17 protein-coding genes and 1 pseudogene are annotated in these 24,763 nt (G+C 38.6%); 13 read left to right on the forward strand and 5 right to left on the reverse strand.

Features of this window, described 5'->3' with window-relative positions; all coding sequences use genetic code 11:
• Nucleotides 1-414: 414 nt before the first annotated feature.
• The 4 genes from ACGF5R_RS11350 to ACGF5R_RS11365 form a co-directional block, all read right to left on the reverse strand.
• Entirely contained in the window at nt 415-825 is a 411-nt protein-coding gene (locus ACGF5R_RS11350; RefSeq protein WP_112877111.1) for a hypothetical protein, read from the reverse strand.
• A gap of 513 nt (nt 826-1,338) precedes the next feature.
• Complete coding sequence (locus ACGF5R_RS11355; protein WP_387690903.1) at nt 1,339-3,942, reverse strand: TonB-dependent receptor domain-containing protein; 2,604 nt, start codon at nt 3,940-3,942, stop codon at nt 1,339-1,341.
• Between the two features lie 64 nt (nt 3,943-4,006).
• Nucleotides 4,007-5,047 carry a FecR domain-containing protein gene (locus ACGF5R_RS11360; RefSeq protein ID WP_112877109.1) on the reverse strand — a complete coding sequence of 347 codons (1,041 nt, stop codon included), beginning with the start codon at nt 5,045-5,047 and terminating at the stop codon, nt 4,007-4,009.
• Nucleotides 5,026-5,535 (reverse strand): sigma-70 family RNA polymerase sigma factor, encoded by a 510-nt coding sequence (locus tag ACGF5R_RS11365; protein WP_112877108.1) that lies wholly within the window; start codon nt 5,533-5,535, stop codon nt 5,026-5,028. Before ACGF5R_RS11365 ends, ACGF5R_RS11360 begins: the two co-directional genes overlap by 22 nt.
• 719 nt (nt 5,536-6,254) lie before the next feature.
• On the opposite strand from ACGF5R_RS11365, the gene ACGF5R_RS11370 reads away from it, so the two are divergent.
• The 10 genes and pseudogenes from ACGF5R_RS11370 to ACGF5R_RS11415 form a co-directional block, all read left to right on the forward strand.
• Complete coding sequence (locus ACGF5R_RS11370; protein ID WP_112877107.1) at nt 6,255-7,286, forward strand: hypothetical protein; 1,032 nt, start codon at nt 6,255-6,257, stop codon at nt 7,284-7,286.
• Between the two features lie 631 nt (nt 7,287-7,917).
• Nucleotides 7,918-8,472: a dihydrofolate reductase family protein gene (locus ACGF5R_RS11375; protein ID WP_112877106.1), complete on the forward strand. Its 555-nt coding sequence runs from the start codon at nt 7,918-7,920 to the stop codon at nt 8,470-8,472.
• Between the two features lie 340 nt (nt 8,473-8,812).
• Nucleotides 8,813-9,085 (forward strand): hypothetical protein, encoded by a 273-nt coding sequence (locus ACGF5R_RS11380; RefSeq protein ID WP_240000735.1) that lies wholly within the window; start codon nt 8,813-8,815, stop codon nt 9,083-9,085.
• A gap of 520 nt (nt 9,086-9,605) precedes the next feature.
• Nucleotides 9,606-12,323 (forward strand): CRISPR-associated helicase Cas3', encoded by a 2,718-nt coding sequence (gene cas3 / locus ACGF5R_RS11385; protein WP_112877105.1) that lies wholly within the window; start codon nt 9,606-9,608, stop codon nt 12,321-12,323.
• Between the two features lie 14 nt (nt 12,324-12,337).
• Nucleotides 12,338-13,942: a type I-E CRISPR-associated protein Cse1/CasA gene (gene casA / locus ACGF5R_RS11390; protein WP_387690905.1), complete on the forward strand. Its 1,605-nt coding sequence runs from the start codon at nt 12,338-12,340 to the stop codon at nt 13,940-13,942.
• Complete coding sequence (gene casB / locus ACGF5R_RS11395) at nt 13,942-14,523, forward strand: type I-E CRISPR-associated protein Cse2/CasB (RefSeq protein WP_112877103.1); 582 nt, start codon at nt 13,942-13,944, stop codon at nt 14,521-14,523. The genes casA and casB overlap by 1 nt, the downstream gene beginning before the upstream one ends.
• 20 nt (nt 14,524-14,543) lie before the next feature.
• Nucleotides 14,544-15,578 carry a type I-E CRISPR-associated protein Cas7/Cse4/CasC gene (gene cas7e, locus ACGF5R_RS11400; protein ID WP_112877102.1) on the forward strand — a complete coding sequence of 345 codons (1,035 nt, stop codon included), beginning with the start codon at nt 14,544-14,546 and terminating at the stop codon, nt 15,576-15,578.
• 10 nt (nt 15,579-15,588) lie between these two features.
• Nucleotides 15,589-16,335 carry a type I-E CRISPR-associated protein Cas5/CasD gene (gene cas5e / locus ACGF5R_RS11405; protein ID WP_112877101.1) on the forward strand — a complete coding sequence of 249 codons (747 nt, stop codon included), beginning with the start codon at nt 15,589-15,591 and terminating at the stop codon, nt 16,333-16,335.
• Nucleotides 16,322-16,996 (forward strand): type I-E CRISPR-associated protein Cas6/Cse3/CasE, encoded by a 675-nt coding sequence (gene cas6e / locus ACGF5R_RS11410; RefSeq protein WP_112877100.1) that lies wholly within the window; start codon nt 16,322-16,324, stop codon nt 16,994-16,996. The genes cas5e and cas6e overlap by 14 nt, the downstream gene beginning before the upstream one ends.
• Nucleotides 16,997-18,070: 1,074 nt before the next feature.
• Nucleotides 18,071-18,732 (forward strand): annotated as a pseudogene (locus ACGF5R_RS11415) (transposase); the annotation flags it as partial.
• Between the two features lie 990 nt (nt 18,733-19,722).
• Here ACGF5R_RS11415 and ACGF5R_RS11420 read toward each other — a convergent pair.
• Nucleotides 19,723-20,337, reverse strand: a complete 615-nt coding sequence (locus ACGF5R_RS11420; RefSeq protein WP_112877099.1) for a plasmid pRiA4b ORF-3 family protein — start codon at nt 20,335-20,337, stop codon at nt 19,723-19,725.
• Nucleotides 20,338-21,009: 672 nt separating this feature from the next.
• Between ACGF5R_RS11420 and ACGF5R_RS11425 the strand changes: the two genes are divergently transcribed.
• The 3 genes from ACGF5R_RS11425 to ACGF5R_RS11435 all read left to right on the forward strand — a co-directional run bounded on the left by ACGF5R_RS11425 (nt 21,010) and on the right by ACGF5R_RS11435 (nt 24,692).
• Nucleotides 21,010-22,587 (forward strand): sulfatase-like hydrolase/transferase, encoded by a 1,578-nt coding sequence (locus ACGF5R_RS11425; RefSeq protein WP_387690907.1) that lies wholly within the window; start codon nt 21,010-21,012, stop codon nt 22,585-22,587.
• 956 nt (nt 22,588-23,543) lie between these two features.
• Entirely contained in the window at nt 23,544-24,065 is a 522-nt protein-coding gene (locus tag ACGF5R_RS11430; RefSeq protein ID WP_112877097.1) for an AidA/PixA family protein, read from the forward strand.
• A 36-nt stretch (nt 24,066-24,101) separates the two neighbouring features.
• On the forward strand, nt 24,102-24,692 hold the full coding sequence (locus ACGF5R_RS11435; RefSeq protein ID WP_112877096.1) for an AidA/PixA family protein: 591 nt from the start codon (nt 24,102-24,104) through the stop codon (nt 24,690-24,692).
• Nucleotides 24,693-24,763: the final 71 nt, after the last annotated feature.

Here is a 24,763-nt window from a genome sequence, read left to right on the forward strand (position 1 = left end):
TTTCGGTCAGTTGTGTATAGGCCATAGTGCATTTTCCTTTGGCGAGAAAGATGCCTACTATAGCAACTGACCGCCCTTCTGAAAAATTGCACTTATTAGTCGAATCTGCCCCATACGTTTATATATATTTTTACATACAGCGATTCAAAAATAATAAATTATAAATGAATTGTTTTGCTGTTTTAAAGTTTCACTGTTCTTGTGTTTGAAAATATATCTTTGTCATAGCTATTTTAATTTTATTCAAAGCATCTGATAACCAATCGGTTATTCTGTTAGAGATTGCTTTCCAGACATATTCAATTAAGAATCTATTTTGGGTACTACTGGCCCGATGCAGCGCAGTGAATGTTTTCTTTAATGCATTGGGCCAGAAAATGACGTATGTATTGTGCGAATCTAGCTCCTTTCAGATTATTTTATAGCTGAGGCGTCGATTAAGGTTCCCCCTAGGGATGTCCAATTAGACCACTGATTGGAATGGGGGACAGTTTGCCAGATGTGGTGGAGTCCATTACCGTTATCGCGCACAAAAACATCAAGTCGGCCATCAGCGTTCTTCGTGACATCTGGGGCGCTGGTGAGTCCGCCACTTAATAAGGCCCAGCCTGACCATGAACCGGAATGAGTGTCAGTTTGCCAGATGTGGTAGAGTGAAAGTTCTTTGTTGGCGCCGCGTGCAAAGACTTCAAGCCGACCATCAGAGGTGTTCGTTACTGAGACAATTCCAGATACCGCGATGGTAGGGTTTTCGATTTCTACTTTGTCCGTAACAGATAACTCAGTATTATCTGGATTTGATGTTTTAATCGGCTCTTTTTTCATATGTATATCCTTGTTAAAAATAATTTTTTAGATTAACCAAATAGTCATTTAATAATTAATGTCTTAATTCTTTAAAATTAATCTTTTCATTTATGTTCTTATTTCTTCTTAAAAAATAATGAATAATGTTTTATTTGAAGTTAACTTATGATAATTAAGTTATCGATAAGATATGATTGTATATTATAAATCTCTATAGGCTGATATATATTTTTACATACAATCATTTAAAAACAATTAATTACATGTAAACTATTTCATTATTTTAAAGTTTCATTTAATTTCTATTTTAAATATACTTTTAAAGTTGTTTTAATTTCATTAAAAATATCTGATGGCATATTATATTTATGTGAAAGTTTAAACCAGTGCCGAGCTTTAATTTTGGAGGTTGTATTAACTCCAGAGAAATAAGAGAAAATAATGTATATTGATATGTTGCTTTCACCCTAATTACGTTCTTTTGCCAGAAAGTGGCATATCATGGATATGCCACCAGTTTAACGAATGAATTTAAAAATAAGTTGTGATACCGGCACGAAACGTTCTTCCCGGTGAAGGGATATAACCGAGGCTAAGAGGCTGGATATAATATTTGTCGAACACATTATCCACACCAAACTCAAATTCGACATGCTTATTTATGCGAGCAGTCAGAGAGATATCGGCCACAGTTGCAGGCCGCCAGATAATGGGCGCCAACAGAGGAGCAGAACCGCGTCCTGGTTTTCCTGCTGGCACAGATCGTTGACCATAATGGGAAATTCTGGCGTTGGCAGATACATTGTCATTTAAGAATCGCTGTGTCAGATCGAGTGATACCGCATATTTAGGAGGAATGTGATTAGTCGCATAATCTGAAGGGAGGCTACGTGCGATGCACCCGTCATTTTCCGTACAGAATTTGACTTTTGTGTAGTAATTCATCGATAAACGCGCATCAAAGTGATCACCATGGTAAACACTCGCCAATTCCAATCCGGCAAATTTTGCTTCTTTAATATTACTGATGTACATACTCCAGTAATCATCCATCCATGAGCGGCTGATATAGTCCTTTATCCGATTATCAAAGTAGGACATTGCGATATCGAAGCTATCATTTTGAGCAATAACATTCTGGAAGCGTGATGTCAGCCCGACTTCGATATTTTTTGAAATTTCAGGTTTTATATGGTCGTCAACACTCATCATATAGCCACGAATACCTTCAACCATTGATGGAAAACGTGGGGCATAGGTATATTTGGCATGTAATGCTGTTTCATGATTAAGTTCAAGCTTAGTGCCTACCCAATAGCCGTGAGCGTGATCTCGCTTGTTGTTTATTTTCCCAGAGGTGAGCTGTGGTAACCAAGAGCTACCCGGACGAGCTGGACTGTCATCTTCGATCTGGTAGGATTTAAAATCCCATCCGCCCATTAGGGTCAGACGGTCGGCAAGCATATAGTTCCCGTTTAGGAAAAAACGGCCTTCTTTACGCTCTCCTTCCCGATTAACGGCATATTTCCATTTACCTGCGCTTGGGCCTGTGCGTTCACGAATAAAGCTGGTGCCGTAGTTTAACTCAATATCTTGCATTGAAAGCTCAAATAATGAGGTGTTACTCAAATTCATCCCTACTGTACGCATGAATTTTTTATCACCGAGGGTATTATTTGCGGTTCGAGGGCGATCGTTAACCCGTGTTTGCCATACTCCGATATCCAAATTAATCCAGGGATTTGACCCAGGTTCCCATTTATAGTTGAGGCTGTGTCTGTTCATGTTGAGTCGTGTCAGTGGCCCCTGTTCCAAGATCATAAATGTTTGGCTTAGGTTTGCCATATCCGCGACATAGGATTCTCCGTAGAGATTTTGGTAATGGCTAATGATAGCGGAGATTTCATGGCCATCGCCAAAACGAACTTTTCCTTTACCCAGTAATGACTGGCTATCTTCAGAAGTGTTAGGTACGGCATCTCCCATTGCGTACAGCGAATAACCGGCCATTTGTTCACTGAATTGTGGAATGCGGCAATCTTGTGGATCACTCTCACACAAATAGCCTGGCATGCCACGTTCCTTAGCACCCGGTCCGTGTTTGCCAGAGTGGTAATTACCTCGCTTGCGCTGAGAAGCGCCAAACAGCAATTCATAGGAAGGTTCGGCTATCGCGAAAACAATACTCCCGTTGCGATTCTTTGCGTCGAAAAGAGAGGTTTTTGATGGGGAAGCCCAATCATTGAGTTGATAATCGTCAGGATTGGAGTGGTTGTTCAACAGACTTCCTTTCAGGCGCACTCCTACCTTTTGTCCATCGAGGAGGATATCACTGGCTTCAATGGTTTTTATCTCCACCGTTCCCCCAATGGCACCCATACCGCCTTTTCCTGTCGGGCCTTTACTAATATCTACCCGGCCGATGAAATCGGGATCAATAAAGGAACGGTTGGAGACACCTTGATAGCCGCGGTATAGCGCGGTCTGGTTAGATGCACCATCAACGGTAGTTAGGACTCGGCCTTGTCCTTGCAAGCCCCGGATATTCACATCCAGGCTGCCTGAACTGCGTGCTTCGCCGGATAATACCCCCGGTGTTGTTTTGAAAATATCAACGGGGTGGATCACGCCGAATTTTTCAATATCTTTGCCTTTGATGGTAGTACTGTCGAATCGCAATGGTTCATTACCTGAATACCCGCGATTGCCTGCTACCGTAAGGGGGTTTAGTACGATTACACCCTTGTTGGTCATATTCTTTGTCATTTTTACCAGCGTATAACTGCCATCGGTATGTTGGGACAGTTGTAAATGGCTGCCTGTGAGCAGTTGTACTAAACCTTGATGAGCACTGAAACTGCCGTTTAATGACGGTGCTGTTAGCCCGTTGGTTAAATTTGGATCGAAAGAGAGCGCCGTACCGGTTTGCGCCGCAAAGTGGGACAAAGAATTACCTAATGAACCTGGCGGAATATGAACAGAATAGAGTGTATCTGCTGGTGTGGTAGCGTAAAGGGGGCGTGCCGGTAGCAGTATTAATGGCAATAACAGTGTGGCTAAAGACTTTTTCTGCCAACGTGGTTGTGAATCTCGGCAGTCAACATGATATGGCATAGTAAATTCTTGATATGACATAGTAAGTTCTCCATAACTTTTTAAACTTCTTTTATTTCTATGCCGTATGAGATTGAAAAAAGTGTCAGTAAAAATGATTATTTTTATTAACTGGGTGAGGTGAGTAGAGGATAATCCAATAGCGGGTCAGGCTGCGCATTGAGAGCGGATAAGTTTGTAATAGCATATGCAGCGCCAGATCCGTATCCCGTATGGGAAAAGCACCAGAAACCCGCAGATTAGCGACTGCATCATCACAACGGATGACACCGGAACGATAGCGATTCAGCTCAGTAACCACTGCTGCCAGCGGCAAGTTATCAGCTACCATCATGCCCTGTAACCAGCTTAGGGATGCTGTTGAACGGGGATGTTGTGGGGCAACGGCAAATTGAGTGAAATGAGTTGCCTCTCCGGCATGCAATATGTGTGGCAAACCGTTATCTGGCGTAATGCGAACCGCTCCTTCTACTATTTCCACCTGAGTGTGTGAGGCTTGTTGGCGGACGCTGAATTTTGTGCCCAATGCCACAATAACGCCTTGCTTAGTTTGTACCTTAAATGGGCGAGCCGGATAGCGACTATCTTTATAAGTTTCGATATAGATTTCCCCTAGCTTTAGACCAATAAGCCGTTGGGTATCGTCATAATGAACATCTGTTGAGCTTTGAGTATTTAAAGTCACTTGACTGTTATCCGGTAATGACCAGCACTGAATTTGCCCGGTTGCAGTGTGATAATCGCCGGTGAGAAGCTGAAATTGCTCAGAGTGCCAGAAGAGCGATGATGCGCCAGCCGGTATTAACAACATGAGTGTAAGCTTTCTGATGGCTTCTCGACGAGAAAGGGGCTGTTTGTTGTTTAACAGAGGTGAGGCGATATGCGGTGGTAAATGGTGTAACCGTGCTAACAGACATTGTGCCCGTTCCCAGGCTTGAGCATGTTCTGGACTTTGTGCACACCAGGCAGCGCAGGCATTCCGATCAGCTTCGCTGGCATGACTATCATGCAAAACGGTCAACCATTCTGCGGCTTCGGCAAGTATCGTTTCAGAAGGTGTACTTGATGAAGAAGATGTGTCGGTGGAAGCCATACCAATCCCTCTTATGCCATCGCTATCAGACATTGATAAAAGCCTTGTTTCATATAACGTTTTACTGTGGACAGCGAAATATTCATCTGATTTGCAATATCTTCATACTTCATCCCTTCTATCTGGGAAAGTAAAAAGACAGTTTGCACTGGCGCGGGGAGTTGACTAAGCATAATGTCAATTTCCTGAAGTGTTTCGAGGATGATAAGTTTTTGCTCTGGTGCGGGAATAAGCGGTTCAGGCAGACTGACGAGTAAGTCCAGATAAGATTGTTCAAGTGAGCGGCGGCGATACCAGTTAACCATCAACCCCTTGGCAATAGTGACGATGTAGGCACGAGGTTCATTGAGTGGTTGTGGTAAAGGTGAACGAAGTAACTTAACAAAAGTATCTTGGGTCAGGTCTGCGGCAGTTTCATCGCAGTTAAGACGATGCTTAAGCCAACGAAATAGCCAATCATGATTGTGGATGTACATGCACTGGATCTGTTGAGTGTCAGAAACATTAACGGTCATTTTCATGTTATGCTATCAATGTAAATGCAAATCATTATCATTTTTGTATGTTACAGGTAATTGCTTTCCGTTACCAATAACTTTCCGTTACCAATAAATAGTGGATGCGAAGCGGCTGATCAAATGCATTTTTATTTACTATAAAGCAAATTAATGAATTAATTTGTAGTTTTGATTGTGATTGACAGGGATAAATTATAAGTGCCTTAAACAGAGATCGAGAATTTAAACTAAACATTCCTTTATAGTGCTATAGAATATGAGTAGTACTTCAAGGCAATTAAGATGATGATTAAGGCGTTAATAACGTATATTTTAAGGTTAAATCAATGGAGAAACTGATTCTTATTTATGGCCTAATTGATTTGATCTCTTGTTCATCCTCTATTGAGTTTTACTGTTAGTAGAGTGTTTAAGGTGTTGAGAATATCTGAATTGTTATTTTTTTAATAGTTTCAAATTGAATTTAATATTAAAAATATTTTCACAAGGGAAAATTTTAAATCATTTTAGATTTAGGGGTAAGGTAATATGATGTTGGGGTTATTGATGAGTGCCTAATATATCATGTAATTATCTTTTAATATTGATTAATGTAGGAGGTTGGAATAATAAATTTGACGTTCAAAAATAGCAAAATTCAGATATATAGCTATAATAGATGATTATATATACGATCATTACAGTGGTTAATATATTAAAAGCTTAAATGAACGAGGGATAAGATGGAAGGTACTTTAATTATTTGTATTGATTCGATTCTGAGATTTCGTTCAGATTACGATACGACAATAGCTGTACCGATGTTATCAGTCCAGGAACAGTTAGGGAAAAATGATCCGTTATTTTTCCTGAAATATTTCAGAAATAAGGTCCTAATAGAAAAAGGAGTGACAATATCAAATATATTTCTCGCGATAGAACCGTGGCAGGCTATGCTAAGCACTTGGTTGGAAATTGATATTGCTGCTTATATTGCAGAGATTAGAAAGCCTTCGCAAGAAGAACCGATATTTGATTGGATCAGTATTCAAAGAATCACATCGGTTCATCGGGTATATCAGCGAAAAGATATGAAAGATAATGAAAAACTGTCTGAATATTTTAATCGTGAACATACGCCAACAAAATATTTTAATATTGAATCAGTTTGTATGGCATCGGGTTATAGAAAAGGCGATAAAGAACATTACAGTATCAGTGAATATATCCATGAAATTAAAAATATCCCAGTTATTGCCAGTGACAGACAAATATTAATTGGCTATGATGATAATAATACGGATATTTTGAATAATAAATGTTTTGGTATATATGATAATAGAAATATCAAATATATACAGGGAACAACCTCGTTTGCGTTTTATGAATTGATGGAAGCTATTTTTAATGATGGTTTATTCTACAATTCACCACAAACAGCTTGCCATAGCTTAGAGATGATAAAGGAGATGTTAGAAATTATAGATCGCGGAAATATGAATCACGAAAAGGATAATAAAGGGTGTATTAATCAACAAGAAAATAATAGTAGAAATATTAATGGAGGTAATGATGATGGAGAATTAAATGTTGAATTTTATGATAGTGCTTTTGATCCACTGATAGAGCATATAGAAACAGAGAGGGAGTATTGGAATTATATAAAATTATTATGTCATTCGCATGGTCATTTGCCAGTAAGAATTGGCACGATTAATGAAGCTAAAGTTCCTGAATATCGCTTCTATAACAATATTATAGATGATGAAAGTTAGCTTTTATGGATGAGCTATGTTTCATCATCAAGTGTTAAAGTGCTAATAGATATTATCTTTTTGTATCTGGTCTTATTTTATTGGCTAAGTTGTTTGTTTTACTTTTTATTTTAATTTCTTGGGTTTTTCATATCTGTAACTAAGTGATATTGAATGATGGAATTTAGGTTTTAGGGTATGGAAGCAATGTTTTAGTGTTTTACTTTTTCATGTATTGTGTTGGAGAAAATATGAAGTAACGGAAGTGAATATGTGTGGTAATATATATCTTATAAAGTATAATTTCTTAGAAAATACGCGTTATCTTTTGACGGAAGTTTGAAAATATTTTAACTATACCCTATGGATTTCAAGTTGCAGCGCGGCGGCAAGTGAACGCATCCCCAGGAGCATAGATAACTATGTGACTGGGGTAAGTGAAAGCAGCCAACAAAGCAGCAATTTGAAGGATGAAGGGTATATACCCTATGGATTTCAAGATGGATCGCGACGGCAAGGGAGCGAATCCCCGGGAGCATAGATAACGATGTGACCGGGGTGAGTGAGTGCAGCCAACAACTTGAAAGATAACGGGTATATCATCAATCCGGGTGTATAGCGTTTTAACATCGTGTTTAATAGGAAGGTAATAATGCCGAAATTAATTTATTACGTCGCTGCGACAATAGATGGTTATATTGCTAATAAAAACAATGAACTGGATTGGTTGTATGAGTTTATGCTTGGGGATGATGCAACACCTTATGATGATTTTTATCGAGGTATTGGTGCTGTGATTATGGGAGCAAAAACATACGAATGGATAATGACAAATTCACCGGATGATTGGCCATACAAAAATGTTCCCGCCTTTATTCTTTCTCATAGGGCGCTGTCAACGCCTGAAGGGTTGAATATCACCATAACCAATGAAACAGTAAGAGCTATTGCTGCCAGAGCGAAGAAAGAGGCTAATGGTAAAGATGTCTGGTTAGTTGGGGGAGGTAAAACCGCTGCATATTTTGCTGAGGCTGGTGAATTACAACAAATATTCTTAACCACGATTCCGGTATTTTTAGGTGAGGGCGTTGAGGTTCTTCCTGTAAGTGAAAAAGTACATGTCATACCTAAGACGCAACGTTTCTTACGTAGCGGCGCTATTGAAAGTTTGCTGGATATAGTTGGTGCAATCTTACTCCGTAAATAAGATTACTGCCGTCATGTTCATTTGTCCTGTTTTCAGCTAAACAGGTTTAACGCTACAGTCAGATGTATTGCCCACATTAATCGCGCCATAATCGTGCCAGTATTCTTACTGGGGATGATCCACTTACCGTATTTACAGCCTTATTGCTGATGTAAATAAGCGAACTTCCCGCCTGGCAGCTAATTTTCCGTTGATTCGTTCAAATCTATGTCCGTTAACTTTTGTCGATATACCGGAAGAGGCATATAGCCGTGCAATGCTTGGTATTTATGAAATGACCTGAGTTGAATTACTACGGGATCTTTATCTATGGGCTTATGAGCGTTCTGCCCGAGAATATTTGGCTGTCACGCAGGGAATCACCACACCAGATCCGTTAAGATTACAATATCGAAATGTGATTAAGCAGATCGTTTATCGGGTAGTTGCCACGCCGGAGACGGATTCAATTGACGTTATAGATAAATTAATTTCCGATGAATTAAGCCAATCTGAGCGTGACACGTTAAAGGCATTGGTTATTGAAGAACTACGGCGATTATATGAAGGTGTGTTGGCAAGGTATGGCCTCCGACCTCCACAATTTGAAAAATGGAAGCGAAAACACCGATAGTCTTTGTATTCACGCTATTGAATTGCCGCATGGTCATAAAAAATTTCTGGATTAATTACATCATTATCTTAGATAAGCTATTAATTAGCTCTTTTGTTATGCCGTCGCATCAGAGCTTAAATTTATACAGATAAGGATTAAAAGCGATTTGTGGAATAATTGTAATTGACATCGCTAAACACCCATCAGTACTTTCATCTCACCTTGGCCTGACATCATATACGCAGGGTTATCAGTGTAAATGAACCTTTGGTAAAACGGGTACATACCTTAAAATATAATTATCTTTATTTATCAGATAGATGAATATAGGTTGGCTACCCAGTCAAACTGCGCCTTGCACTACGATGTCACTTTAATTCTGGCTTATGCTCAGAAGTAGGACAAAAATTCATCTGTTTAGGTAGTGAGTTTTTATACAGAATTATCCTAAAAAAACAGAAACTAGTATTTTTCTGATCTAAATTTTCGCATTATGTTCTAAAAATAGGTAAAAGAGATGTTTAAGTAAGGATTTTAGATGGAAATGCCGATTTATTTTCAATACTGGGGTAAGGCGAAGCGAGTCTTAGAGATTGATAGTGCAGATTATCATCTACTTCCTTACCATTGTTTAGATGTTGCTGCGGTAGGAATGCAGTTGCTCTCTTTAGAAAGGTCGCTAACTAGAGATCTTGCTAACTTTTTAGCGTTATCTACACAGCAGTTACGAAGCATGGTCTCTTTTATATTGGCTTTGCACGATATTGGTAAATTTGCATCTGCTTTTCAAAAATTACTTCCCGGTTTGGCAGTAGGTCTGCATCGACCAGATTGCCCTAAAGAGTATGATGGCCGTTATTTTTGTCATGATCGTATAGGATTGTATTTCTGGGAAAATATCAAAACGGGGTTACTTAATAGACTTGTTAATATTGAAGGCGCTGAACAAAGAGAACAGCGAGAGATGTTTGATACCTTAATGGTATTCATTGATTGTGTATTAGGGCATCACGGCCGGCCAATTGAGAAAACAGGCTATAAAGCGATTAAACATTTTACTGAACCTCATAATTTTAATGCTGCCAAACTCTTTGCACATCATTTGGTTGAATTATTTCAACCTGAGTTTCCCATTGAAAAATTACAATCCAAAGAGTGGCGACGGCAATTAGAACAAGTGAGTTGGCAGTTTGCTGGTATTGCAATATTGGCGGATTGGATTGGTTCTGATAGCCATTATTTTACGTATCAATCTAAACCTATGCCGTTAACAGATTATTGGAAACATGCTCAAGCAATGGCAAAAAAAGCGGTTATGGCGATAAATTTAGGTAGAACGCCGGTAATCAAACCGTTTATTTCCATTCAGAAATATTACGGTTTTGCTGCAACACCATTGCAACAGTGGGCCGAATCAATACCTGTAGATGATTCTCCTCAGTTGTTTATTTTAGAAGATGTTACTGGAGCTGGTAAAACAGAAGCGGCTCTTGCTCTTACACACCGTTTGATGCAGGCAAAAGCCGCTGATGGTTTTTATTTCGGTTTGCCTACAATGGCGTCTTCTAATGCAATATTTAGCCGGATTGCTAAACATTACCAGCAAATGTTCTCGATAGAGGATGACGGTAAACCAAATATCGTTTTAGCTCATGGTACGTGGGGGATGAATAATCAATTTCGTGAACCCGTTTTAGCGTTAGGTCACCCAGATAGAAACGATGGTAAAACAGATATCGCTGCTTCAGCGCAGTGTAATCAATGGCTAGCTGACCCACGTAAGCAGGCGTTGTTAGCGCCTGCCGGAATCGGAGCGATTGATCAGGCTTTATTGGCTGTATTACCAAGGCGCTATCAATCATTAAGATTATTTGGGCTTAATCGTAAAGTATTAATCGTTGATGAGGTTCATGCGGCTGATGAATTTATGTTTAATTTACTGGAAAATTTATTAGCGCTGCATCTTTATCAGGGTGGTTCAGCTGTTTTATTGACAGCAACATTGACCTTTAAACAGCGTCAACGTTTAACGGATATTTGGCTAAATGTTGGCGGATTGAGTTCTCAATTATTGCAAAAAACCGATTTTCCTTTAGCAACCAAAATAAGTTTAAATGCCACATTGCCCGTTATTGAACAACCGTTATCAAGCCGAAAAGATGTTAGCCGGGAAGTCAAAGTTGATTTCTTAAATAGCTTTGGCAGTTGTGTTGAAAAGGTATTAGCCGCCATTGTACAAGGGCAATGTGTTGTTTGGATACGAAATACAGTAGATGATGCTATTGAGGCTTATCAGACACTGCGAAGTTTACTTACTGAACCTGAGCGTTGTCTGTTATTTCATAGCCAGTTTATATTGCAACACCGAAAAGAGATTGAAGATCGTGTATTGACTATTTTTGATAAAAATAGTCATGGTGAATTGCGGCGGGGCAAAGCATTAATTACCACACAGATATTCCAGGAGAGTTTAGATACTGATGCCGATGTCATGATTTCAGATATTTGTCCTATTGATGATCTCATTCAGCGAGCTGGGCGTTTGCATCGCCATACTCGCGATAGTGATGGTATTTATCGGTGGGGTATTAAAGATTCACGCCCTGCACCAATATTGTGTATCTATGCGCCTGAATGGAGGGAGCAACCTGGATCAGATTGGCTAAGCCATAATTTTCGTAACACACAATATGTTTATCGCTCGCCTGCGCGTTTGTGGTTAACCATGCGCGTGTTGAGAAAACTGGGTGCTATACGTATGCCTGCGGAAACGCGTCAATTAATTGACGCGGTTTATGGTCATGCTTATGAGCAAACGCTTGAAGTGTTGAAACATCAAGAGAATGAATTAATTGATGAGGAGCGAAGTCAGGCAGCTAAAGCTAAGTCTTATTGGTTACAGTGGCAATTATATGGTTATTGTGATCGAAGTGCTGATAATTGGTATGAGGATGATTCAGATATTAATGCTCGCTACAGTGATATTGAAACCGTTGAGGTATTATTACTGAAAAAAGGTGATTCAGGACAACTTGTACCTTGGGTAAATTCAGACGAATTTTCAGTGTCACTGAGTACGATTAAATTATCCAGAAATAAGTATGCGGATAAATTAGCCCCAATTCCAACAGAATTAATACCTGCTCTCAATGCATTGCAGCAGAGATATTACCAAATTAGATATTTGCAACCTTGGTTGCCAGATCAAGATCCGAATTTTACTTATTCTTCAACAATAGGTTTTTGTGAAAGATAAAAGCAGGAGGTGTTATGAACTTAGTTCAGGACCCGTGGTTGCCCTTTCGGTTACGTGATGGCAGTGAAAAAGTACTGCCCATTAATGCGATATGTGATCATGATGTTATGGACTTTGCTTTACCGCGAGCTGATTTTCAAGGAGCAGCTTGCCAATTTGCCATTGGTTTATTACAAACCGTTTTTGCGCCGGAAGATAAATATCAATGGCATGCTCTGTATGAAATATCACCTGATAAGAAGGTATTACAACAAACTTTTAATAAAGTGATACATGCTTTTAATGTTACCGGTATAGGGCCTCTTTTTATGCAGGATTTCGATCCGCTGCAAACAGTAAAATCAACCACTGTAGCTGGATTGTTAATTGAAGCACCGGGAGCGAATGGTTTAAGACTTAATACGGATCATTTCATTAAACGTGGCATCGGAGATGTGATGTCTCTTGAAATGGCAACTTTGGCACTGTTTACCTTACAAATTAATGCACCGTCAGGAGGGGTGGGACATCGAGTAGGATTACGAGGTGGGGGACCATTAACCACGTTAGTGGTGCCGCAACAAACGGATGCCACATTATGGCAAAAACTGTGGTTAAACGTTATTAGTCGAAGTGAATGGCATTATTCGGAACCTGATTTAACCAGTGCTCAGGTTTTTCCTTGGTTAGCGCCAACAAAAGTGAGTGTTAATGAAGGGACAGAAATTCATGCTACGGATGTACATCCCTTACATATGTATTGGGCAATGCCGAGACGTATACGTCTTGTAGTGGAAAAGGGTGAGAATATTTGCAAAATTTCAGGTAAATATTCTGAGTTCACTGTCTCTGAATATCGGACACAAAACTATGGCGGCAATTATACCGGTAATTGGACCCATCCGTTAACGCCCTATAAATGGGATACTAAAAAACCAACACAACCCTTATCTATTAAAGGCCAACCGGGAGGGGTGACATATAAAATTTGGGATGCTTTAGTATTTACCAGCCATGAGAGAGGACAGCGTTGTGCGCCGGTTGTGAGTCATTTTTATTCTTTATGTGGTCATTTTGCTGAACTCCGAAGGGCAATGCCTCGTCTGTGGGTATTTGGCTACGATATGGATAATATGAAAGCACGTTGTTGGTATTCTGTCACTGTGCCGTTGTTTTTTGTCTTACTTGAACAACAGGAAAAGATTCTATATCAAGTCAAAGAGCTGCAAAAACTGGCAATCAATATGATTTGGCTATGCCGGAATCAAATAAAAGCGGCTTGGTTTGAAAAGCCCATTGATGTGAAAGGAGACACTTCCTTTATTGACCTGACTTTTTGGCAACAAAGTGAATCCCTATTCTTTTCTGTGGTGCATCAACTTATCAATAATGCAAATTCCGATGTGCCGTTTCTGACACCAGAACAGGCCAAACATTGGCTCAATACCTTGCGTTATCTCTGTAGAGATTTATTTGATGAATATGTTTCTTTATCTGAATTAGGTAATGAGCGTTCAATGGCGAAACGTATGAAAGCGCGTCAGCAGTTAATTATCGGGTTATATGGACAAAAAGCGTTAAAAGAGATCAAAACATTTATCACTAATCATCATATTCACTCCGGGAAAGAGGAGGTGTAATGGACAGTAAGAGTGAAATCATATTATTGCATTGGTGGCAAAGTATGTTTATGTCACCAAAACAGCTAAAAGAGAAAGGTATTATTCCAGCGCCTTCTACTTATAGAGCCCAGTTAAAACGCTGTGAAAGTGTTGAGATGGCCATGTTAACTGAAGGCTTTCGGGCTTTATGGCTCAGCTTACCTGATGAAATTAGCTTATCAGATAATCCGGCAAAATTGGAATATTGGGCCACGATGGCGGTGGCATTAGTTTATGTTAAAAACAACAGTGATATCAAATTGGCGGTAGCGGCGGGTAAGAAAGGAGGAGGAAATAAACCGGTGGTCAGTGAATTAAGATTTTCACAATTACAAAATGCTAAAACACCGAATGAATTATTACGTCGATTACGTCGGGTTTTGCAGCAAATCAAAGGCAATATTTCTGTTTTGGCTTTAGCGCGGGATATTGAGGAGTGGTTTGCTGAATATGGACAATTACAGCCATGTAAGGCGGATAGGCGTATCAAAGTGAGGTGGGTTATGGATTATTACCGTGCTGCTAGTGGTAAATCAGTTGATTTATCGGATTTTTATTAATTGAGTTTAGGATGATTATTATGAGTCAGTTTATTCAATTACACCTATTAACTTCCTATGCGCCATCTAATCTGAATCGTGATGATTTAGGCCGGCCTAAGACAGCGAAAATGGGCGGTTTTGAACGTTTACGCGTGAGTTCTCAAAGTTTAAAACGTCACTGGCGTACTTCTGAATTGTTTGAACAGGTGCTATCAGAGAATATGGGTATTCGCACCAAGCGACTTGGTATCAAGGTGTTTGAAACGTTGATCAATGCTGGCGTGAACGAAAAATCTGCTAGAGCATTGGCTACGACTATTGCTGGTGTTTTTGGAAAAACGAAAAAAGATGCTTTAGAAATTGAACAATTGGCACATATCAGCCCGGAAGAGCAACAATCTGTCATGTCGTTGATTGCGGTGCTGACGGAAGAAAACCGGACACCAACGGCTGAAGAGCTTAATTTATTAAAAACTAAGCAAACCGCGGTGGATATTGCTTTGTTTGGTCGGATGTTAGCTTCAAGTCCGGCATTTAACGTCGAGGCTGCCTGTCAGGTCGCTCATGCTATTAGTGTACATAGTGTGGTTATTGAAGATGATTATTTTACAGCGGTGGATGATTTAAATGATGGTAAGGAAGATACGGGGTCGGCCCATATAGGGGAATTGGGTTTTGCCGCCGCGCTGTTTTACAGTTATATCTGCATTAATAAAACGCAATTAATAAAAAATTTGGATGGTGATGAAGCCCTTGCTAATAAAGCGATTAAAGCATTAACAGAAGCCGCTGTGAAAATATCGCCTACGGGTAAACAAAATAGTTTTGCTTCTCGTGCTTATGCCAGTTTTGCTCTCGCTGAGAAAGGCGAACAACAACCTCGTTCTTTATCTGTTGCATTTTTAAAGCCCATTAACGACAGCGACCAAGGTTCATCGGCAATTGATGCATTAGAAAGCCAAATGCGCAATATTGATCTGGTTTACGGTATTTGTGCCGATGCCCGCTATAAATTCAACACATTCACAGGGGAAGGAACTTTGACCGAGCTGCTTGAATTTGTTGCACAGTAATGGGGGCAGAATGAAAGCATATTTAGTCTTCCGATTATATGGCCCGATGGCAAGTTGGGGACAACCTGCGGTTGGGGGGGAGAGGCCAACGGAATTGTATCCTGGTCGCTCTGCGATTTTGGGGTTATTAGGAGCAGCGTTAGGTATTCGACGAGATAATGAGTCTGAATTAGCAAAATTACAAAAAAGTGTGTTAATTGCAATTAAGCAGACAGTTCCTAGCTCTTTAATGCGTGATTATCATACGACACAGGTGCCGACGCACAATAATAATGTGGTTCATCAGAACCGTAAAAGTGAATTAAGGTCAGATAAACTTAATACCATCCTGTCTAATCGTGATTATCGTTGTGATGGTATTTGGATCGTTGCTATTACATTAACTGAACACGCTTGTTTTACGCTTGAACAATTCCGGGATGCTTTACTTAAACCCGTATTTATCTTGCATCTTGGACGTAAATCTTGCCCGCTTGCTTTGCCTCTCAGCCCTAAACTCATTACGTCATCGGCATTAAAAATGGCATTGGATATCTCTTTTCCACCGTTGATTCATTCTGATAGCGAAGATAAGTTGTGGCTAGGCGCAAACGGTATTGTGACTTATTTTTGGGAGGGAAATAAAGATGAAATTATCTCTTCAAATATCTTAATCAGCCATCCTTGGGATGAGCCGATTAACCGAGGGCGTTGGCAATTCCGGCAACGTACTATGTATCAACTTTCTATCGAGGAGGGTGTTGATGTATTTGTCTAAAATTGTGCTTCGGCAATCGAGTCAAACAGCAAATATATTAGCAAAATTGGGTGCAAATGGCGTTTATACTTCTCATCAATTGTTATGGAAATTGTTTTCAGCAGACGAAAAACGGCAATTTCTATTTCGGGAAGAGATCGGAATAATGGGATTACCTGTATTCTATGTTTTATCTAAAACCTCACCTCAAACTCAGTCACCATTGTTTGAGGTGGAAACGAAAGCATTTTATCCTCAATTGAAGGAGGGGCAGCGTTTAGCTTTCAAATTACGCGTTAATCCAACAATCTGTATTACTGATCCTTCTGGAAAACGTCAGCGTCATGATGTCTTGATGCATGCTAAGTTTCAGGCAAAACAGCAAGGTGAAACGGAACAGGGGAAAATAAAAGTTATGATGGAGAATGCTGCCCGTAATTGGCTGTTAAATCATCGTCGTATGCAGCAGTGGGGTATTCAGTTTGACGATTTACTGGATATTGAAGGTTATACTCAGCATCGAAGTGTAAAAAAGCAGGGGCAAAAAATACAATTTTCCAGTGTTGATTTTCAAGGGCTTCTGACGATTACCAACGGTGAGCTATATTTGGAACAGTATGCAAAAGGCTTTGGTCGTGCTAAAGCGATGGGATGTGGATTGATGTTAATCAGAACAGTATAATGGCATTGATGTCATTTAAATTTATTTTTGTTGAAGATCGTAATGCAATATTCTTTGTTGTATGAGGATATTGATGTTAAAGGTAGCAAATTCGCTGTTGTTAGGCGTTCGTGTTATGTTTCAAAAGCATGGTAAAAAGTGATATTGCTAACTAATATCATCCTGTAGAGTAAGGCGTGGTCGTTACTCTCGGAAATATTGATAAAATAATTACCGTGTTCCTCACCTCTGTGGGGATAAACCCGAATTTTGGTATACATTTGCACAGGGAAAAATATGTTTCCTGTGTTTAATGGGATAAACCGCTATAATTAGTGGTAGGATATCGTGTTAGTGAGTGTTCCTGGTCATTACCGGGGTAAACCAAACTCGATAAATCTCGTCAAAGAGAGAATTTAAGTGTTCCCTGTATTTGCGGGGATAAACCGCGGCATGAGTGATGCTTTACTATGTTCACTAAATGTTCCCTGTACTTACGGGGATGGACCTAGCAGTGCTCCAAATAGTTATATAGCTAAGGATGAGTTCCCTGTATTGTACTCACGGGGATAAACCGTACGAAAATGACACTGATCATTGGCTTCCTTGGTGTTCCCTATCTCTCTGGGGATAAACCGGACAGTAACAGTGATAGAGTCGGTAGTAATTGGTGTTCCTTGTGTCCACGGGGGTGAACCGAACTGATACTGTTGTGTTTTGGATTTGGAAGCGTGTTCCCTGTACTTACGGGGATAAACCGAACAGTTAGCGTTTGAGCTGGCAGAGATGGACTTGTTCCCCGTTTCTACGGGGGTAAACCGCTAAATACAGAACTATCTCCATCTGTTGCAATTTGATCCCCGTAATCTACGGGGATCAACCGTCATCCGGAAAGATAATTGACGTAAAAGGTCAGAGTTCCTTGAATTGATGGGGATAAACCAGATTCAGGTTTCATGATGATAGTTGAAGTAGAAATGTTCCCCGTTTTTACGGGGACAGCCCTTTGGGCTTTCAGATTGTTGACAAAGTGCTGGTTTTTTATCCGGCACTTTGTTTTAATTAAGTTCCGTTCATTCAACGGAGCTTGCCGCCATGCTAAGAACACCCCCTCTCCAGACTTTCCCGCCAGAAACGCTCTCGCTTGACGAACTGGTTCCTAAAAATCATTTGGTCCGTCAAATCGATGCCGCCATTGATTTCGAATTTATCCGCGAATGAGTCGCCCCATTGTATTGCCACAATAATGGCCGTCCTGCTATCGATCCGGTCATGCTGATTAAAATGATGTTACTCGGCTACTTGTTTGGTGTCCCCAGTGAACGCCGTCTGGTACAGGAAATTCAGGTTAATGTGGCTTACCGCTGGTTTCTGCGCCTCGGACTGACAGAGAAGGTCCCTGATGCCTTAACCCTGAGTCAGAACCGCCGCCGTCGTTTCAATCATACTGCGGTCTTCCAGCAGATTTTTGACCACATTGTTGAACAGGCGATGGCCAAAGGATTCGTAGGCGGACGCGTACTCTATACCGACAGCACCCACCTGAAAGCCAGCGCCAATCCGCATAAATCGGAGAATGTCATGCGGCCGGTTCCCCCCGGTGCCTATTTTGACGCACTGGATAAAGCCGTCACTGAAGACCGGGCGGCAGCCGGAAAAAAAGCCTGAAGCCAGCCCTAAAGAAACGGCAGAGAAAGACGAAGGTTAGTCCCACTGATCCGGAAAGCGGGTTTATGCACAGGACCAACAAACCCAGGTGATCAAGACGTTTAATGACAGGCTCAGGTATGGACATAGTCACTTTCCGGCAAATAAAAGTAATAGCTCAAAACGCGCGATCGCCGTCAATCTCATTGGCGCTATTAAAGATATAAAGTATGCGTAAGATCACACTGTTTTTAAATCAGGAATGAGGTGCGGAATGACAGCTATAAGTTTTTTATCTGGAAATATGTTTGTGAGACGATTAGTGTGGCCCCACAGGGGTTTCATATTTTGCCCAGAGTTGAAATAATCAATTCTTTTGTTAAAGAAATAATGTAGTAAAAATCCCATCATCACCGATAAAAACAGCGCTTATCGCGTGAATAATGGCGAGTTGATGACAGGAAGACAGAAATCAATCCTGATCAGTTAATCCCCAGGAATAAGGGGAACAGGGAGGTAATTTTTTTAAATATAGTCCATATGATGGAGGTTAATTAGTAATTAAACATTCATCAGATAGCAAGCGTTTTTTTCAAATTTACAAAAATATAAATTTGTAAGAAAGTGTTATAAATTCAATATAAAATCAAGCTATCTCGAAGTCATTATATTAATCTTTAGTTAAAAAATATTTTTATTACAATCTGTTATGATGATTAATGGCATTATCTATTTAGTCGTTGTTTTAATAACTTTGTTAATGCAGCCGGAAAGGAGTGGTGAAAGAAGAGAATCTTATATGCATGCTTCGTTTTTGCATGCGGTTTGTATTTCCTATTGATTGATAAGAATCGCCGGCAATAGTAATACCTGCTGTGATAGTTACTGTATTTAATATCAAATGAGTGATGATAATGGTGTTAAATACCAGTGCAGCTTGATAGGGCTAATCTGAAAATACCGCAGAAACTGCACTCGATACTGAGTTAAGTATCATCTAATTCCATGGGAAAAATTAATTCAAATCAAGTCACGATGTTTGTCATAGTGACTCATCTGAAACTTTTCCCAATGATGATAGATTTGTCTCTTTGTTAAATTCACTCCCAATCCCACAAGAGATGGTAACGATCTCGTGACCAGCGATAATAGAGCGCCAAGAAAGCATTAATATTGTTAATGGGAAATTGCTCGAAGTCGAAATGTTCATCTTCATCCAAATCAAGTAATTCGCTTATCCATAGCCGCGTTTCTGCATATTCCTCATGGCAAGGATCATTCAGTATTGCGATTAAATCTTCATAACCATCAATCCCGCCGGTATCTTCAAAGGGACAGGCGCGAGCACCATCCAGACAATAAAAAGGAAGCGGAAGATCATTTGCCGGATAATCACTGTTTTCTAAAGTAATTTCGTGTTCCCATTCATCACCAAAATCATAGAGATAGGTAAAAGATCGCCCTTTTTGTTTAATCAGATCAGCCAGACGGTATAAATCTTCTTCCTTGCCATCAGATGGGCTTTCTGGCATTTCTGTTAGTCGCAATTTGCCAATACGAAATTCATGTAGATGACTATCCTGCCATCCCATAATGATCTGTATCACGTCATGCAGCCTGTCAAATGAAATAGAGGCGGGAACGACAAATTGCCGCCAAATAGCGGGTTTTGAGTCTGTGAGCGTTACTTTTAATTGATAGAATTTTTCATTCATCACTAACCTCCTAATGGTTTTGAGATGATTCTTTCCATGTGTGCCATCTATTGTCAATATTTTATTGGATTTTCCTGGCTGGATTTACTGGAATGCCAGCATGTTTAGCTTTGTATGAAAAGCTTGGGCCATGTCATCAATTTCAGCGGCTAATGTTCATAATAGCTTTTAACAACGGATAACTTGACCTGACTCGTTTTCTCTTTACTGAATATCGATTGAGAGGATAATGTTTCTTTAAGATACACAGTGCTTAAGGTAGATATTTTAACTATTTTTCAGTTAGTTATCAGTTTCCTCGGATATATGCCTTCGTGCATAAGTTACTTACTCAGTATAGTTTAAAATTACGAGCAGGATCGATATATTCAGAAGTTTTGCTATTAACAAAAAAAACGCATATTATTTACATACCGTTAATCAAATATAGAAGATTAATAACTGTCCTGACTCAGGAAATCCTTAACTAAATTACAGATAAATGAGTAAGGTGTTTTTTTATGCGTTAGTTTAATAGCTCAGTGTAGCAATCTGAATGGTGCTGCTTGAAGTTGTATCATGGATAGTAGTTGATTAATCACGGATTTTCTTATTGTAAAACCACTCCTATTAATAAGAAAAGGTTATGAATTTTTGGTGTTTTATTGCATAGATTAAAGGAAACGAGTAAGTATGCTGTTGAGTAAAAAAATCCAAGAAAATTTCACTTTGATATGCTTATTTGGTTTTATTTCATTGGCCCATTTAAGCCTTGGATATCAGCTAAAGTTTATATATGTATTTAGCGCTTTTTCAATTCTGATATTATTATCTAATTTTAACAAATATATATATTATATTTTTGTATTCATGATTGGATTAGTTGGCGTGATCTATTCTCCTGTTGGATTGAATTATGGTTATCCCGATATAAATTCAGTGGGATCTTTAATTTATACGAATAAAAATGAAGCGTTCGAATTTATCAGCGGGCTGCCTATTTTTACCTATTTAGTGGTGTCAGCTATTATTATATTAATGATTTTATCTTTTAAGATAAAAGCGACGCTGAAGAGAAAGAGTACAATATTTTTATCACTATTTTTTGTATTGTCAGCTTTCTGGTCACCGGTAAAAGGATATATAAATTCCGGTTTCAATCCTGACTTTAATCTATTGGCATCAGGATTACCCGAAGTTAGATTTTTTAGTGATGTCGTTGAGAGCTATAAAGAAGTTAATTCAGAAAGAATGAGGTTCGCTGAAATAATAAAACAGAAAGACTCTTGGCAGCCGGTGGTAAAAGAGGATAAATATGAAACCTATATCATGGTCATTGGTGAAAGTGTTCGAAAGGACTTTATGAATGCGTATGGTTTTCCTTATAACAATACGCCGTGGCTGGACAAGGCGAATGGCAAGATATTTACAAATTACATCTCATCAGCGGCATCGACTCAGTTATCTTTGACTAACTCACTGGCTCTGAAAGGTGAGAATGCGATCAATTTGAATGATAGTGTCATAACATTGGCGAAAAAAGCCGGGTTTTATACTTATTGGATATCTAATCAGGGGATGAAGAGTGCTTTTGATTCTCCAGTTGCGTTGATTGGACAACAGGCAGATAGCGTCCACTTCCTGAAAAGTGGCAGTTCTGATGACCGGCATTATTTGCCTGATGATAAATTGATGCCTTATATTAAAGAAGCATTGATACCAGAAAAGAAGAAGAAACTGATTGTTATTCACCTGATGGGATCTCACCCACAGGCGTGCGTCAGAACGAATGGAAAATATGATCTGTTCTTACAATCGGAAGAAATTTCTTGTTATGTAAAAAGTATATCTAATACAGATAAATTGCTTTCTGAAATTGCGTCTGAGGCTAATAATCATCATTTAAGATGGACGATGCTTTATTTTTCGGATCATGGGCTTTCTTATGTTGATAAAGGAACCGATCAGGAAAACCTGACACATGATGATGAAAATAAACAGAGTTTTCAGGTGCCGTTTTTTATTACTGGCAGTAATTATTCTTATCGTGAAGAGATAACGGCACAAAGAAGTGGATTGCATTTTCTGACTCTATTTTCTGAGTGGCTTGGAATAAGAGAAAAGAATATTCCCGATGATTGTAATATGATGTCTAATAGTCAATGTAGTGGGCAAAATAAGATTGTTACCTTTAAAAATGAAGTTAAAGATTATGATGAATTAAATGAAGATCTTCCCGATACACAATTCTTGTCGAAGAATATCAATTGATAATTTATGTTAATTAATTATTATAGTGATGATTTAATCATTGAGTAAAATTAAATGACACAAGGGATTTCTTCTAAAGAAGAGATCCCTTTTACAATCGTCCACACTTTAGTTGAGTGCTGATGAGATATAATGTTTCATCTTATGTTATCGGTATTTTGTTATTCTTAGGCTGATTCCAATAATATAGCTTGCTTCTTTGGTGCTGCTTTAGCTAAAAAAATACACTTTGTGATTAGATATAGGAAAGCGTATCTTTAATACCAGAGGGAATAAATTAAACGCTGAGGATTTTTTAAAAGCTTACAAACCTTCGCTACAAGACGAGCATCTACATCAATATTATATGGGGAGGTGTATGATAAATGAATATTTATTCGATGCTATATAAATAATTTATAATATTGATAATGAATCGAAGAATATATTATAGTGTCAAACTTTTGAATCAATAAAATAAATGATAATTTGCTGTTATATATACCCTATGGATTTCAAGATGCATCGCGGCGGCAAGGGAGCGAATCCCCGGGAGCATAGAGAACTATGTGACCGGGGTGAGTGAGCGCAGCCAACAAAGAGGCAACTTGAAAGATGACGGGTATATAAGTAAAATATAAGGAAGGTCATAATGTAGAGTTTGTTAATATAAAAAATATCGATAAGGTTAATCTCGTTGAGATCAAGTTAAATATCACCAACAACGACATCTTAAAAGAATACTAATCTGTTTATGAACTAATATCGTCATGATATTAGTTTGATATAAATTCTTTTTTTTAAACAATAAATTATCGGTGGGATTTGGCTGTATCTAAAAAGACTTCTGATAAATATATAAGTAATTTTCTTATCTAAACTGTGATTTATACCAGTAGTTATTTCAGGTTTAGTAGTTAATTATTAGAATGATAGAGGACTCTTAGTGCAACTTAATCCAATGAAGGGGTACAAAAATGAATGAAGCTGTAGATGTTCTTATTTGTGTGGATGTTGATGGTATCATTAATGATTATAATAAACTGGGAGCAAATCCAGACAACTCTACAATGGTAGATAATAAATATTTTCATTACATTACTAATAATGAAAATGCTTATACACCTAAAGACAATGCTACGGGTGAATTGATAGTAAAAATGGGTGTTGGCGATACTATCAGGTGGAGAGTAATATCTTTAACTCAACAGTTGATACATTCAGTAAACTTATACAAAAAAACTAAAGAAAATAGCTATAAAGCGATAGCACCGATAAAATATACTCAAGAAGTAACAAGGGTCAATTACCCAGAACAAGATGATAATCAATTACCCGGTACACCGTTTAAATATGGAGTAGAATCTGTAACACAATCCTGTATAGAATCAGAAGGTAAGAAATCAGGTAGAGAAAGATTGACTTTTATAATAAGCATACATTATAACCTTGAGTTAATTGGGTATATTTCTCATAGCTCTTTTATTCACGTTTTGTAAACTACAAAATTAATATAAGATAATAGGGATAACATTATGAATACTACTGATAATGCTGAATTTTCTAAGAGTATAGATATTTTAATATGTATCGATGTGCAATCTATCTTAAATAAGTTTGACAGTCTGAGCCAGGATTATAAAAAGCCGACTAAAATTGATGATAACTTGTTATATTATATTACCACTGAGAATCAAGCGTATTCTCCCGAGAAAAACGCTACAAATTCACTTAAGGTTACAGGTAAGGTAGGTGATGTAGTTAGGTGGCAATCTTCTAGCATATCTGCTCAATTTAACCATAAGGTGTTTTTATATCGTATGGAAAAAAAGGATGCTAATGATTGCATTTCTCAACCAATGACGGTATATACATTAACTAATGTTGTTGTCCCTAAGCTTAAAAAAGCGCTAATACCTCCAGAAGAAGATATTATTGAATTGCCACAAGCGCCTTTATCCGATTTTATCTATGAAAAAAGACATATTTACTATCAAAAATCTACGCTGCGTAGCCCAGGTATAACTCAATATGCATGGTATATATCTATCTATGATGACTTAAATAAGCTGGTTGGTTATTGCTATCATACGCCATTAACGAGTATCGTTATTTCTGAGGATTAATTGTAATTTAACCATTTAACCAGCTAATGTAACTTAGTATTTTAATTTGTCGAATTAATATACGTGTTACG

Origin of the sequence: Photorhabdus sp. RM71S (genome assembly GCF_042879355.1) — a bacterium.
Taxonomy (GTDB): domain Bacteria; phylum Pseudomonadota; class Gammaproteobacteria; order Enterobacterales; family Enterobacteriaceae; genus Photorhabdus; species Photorhabdus kayaii.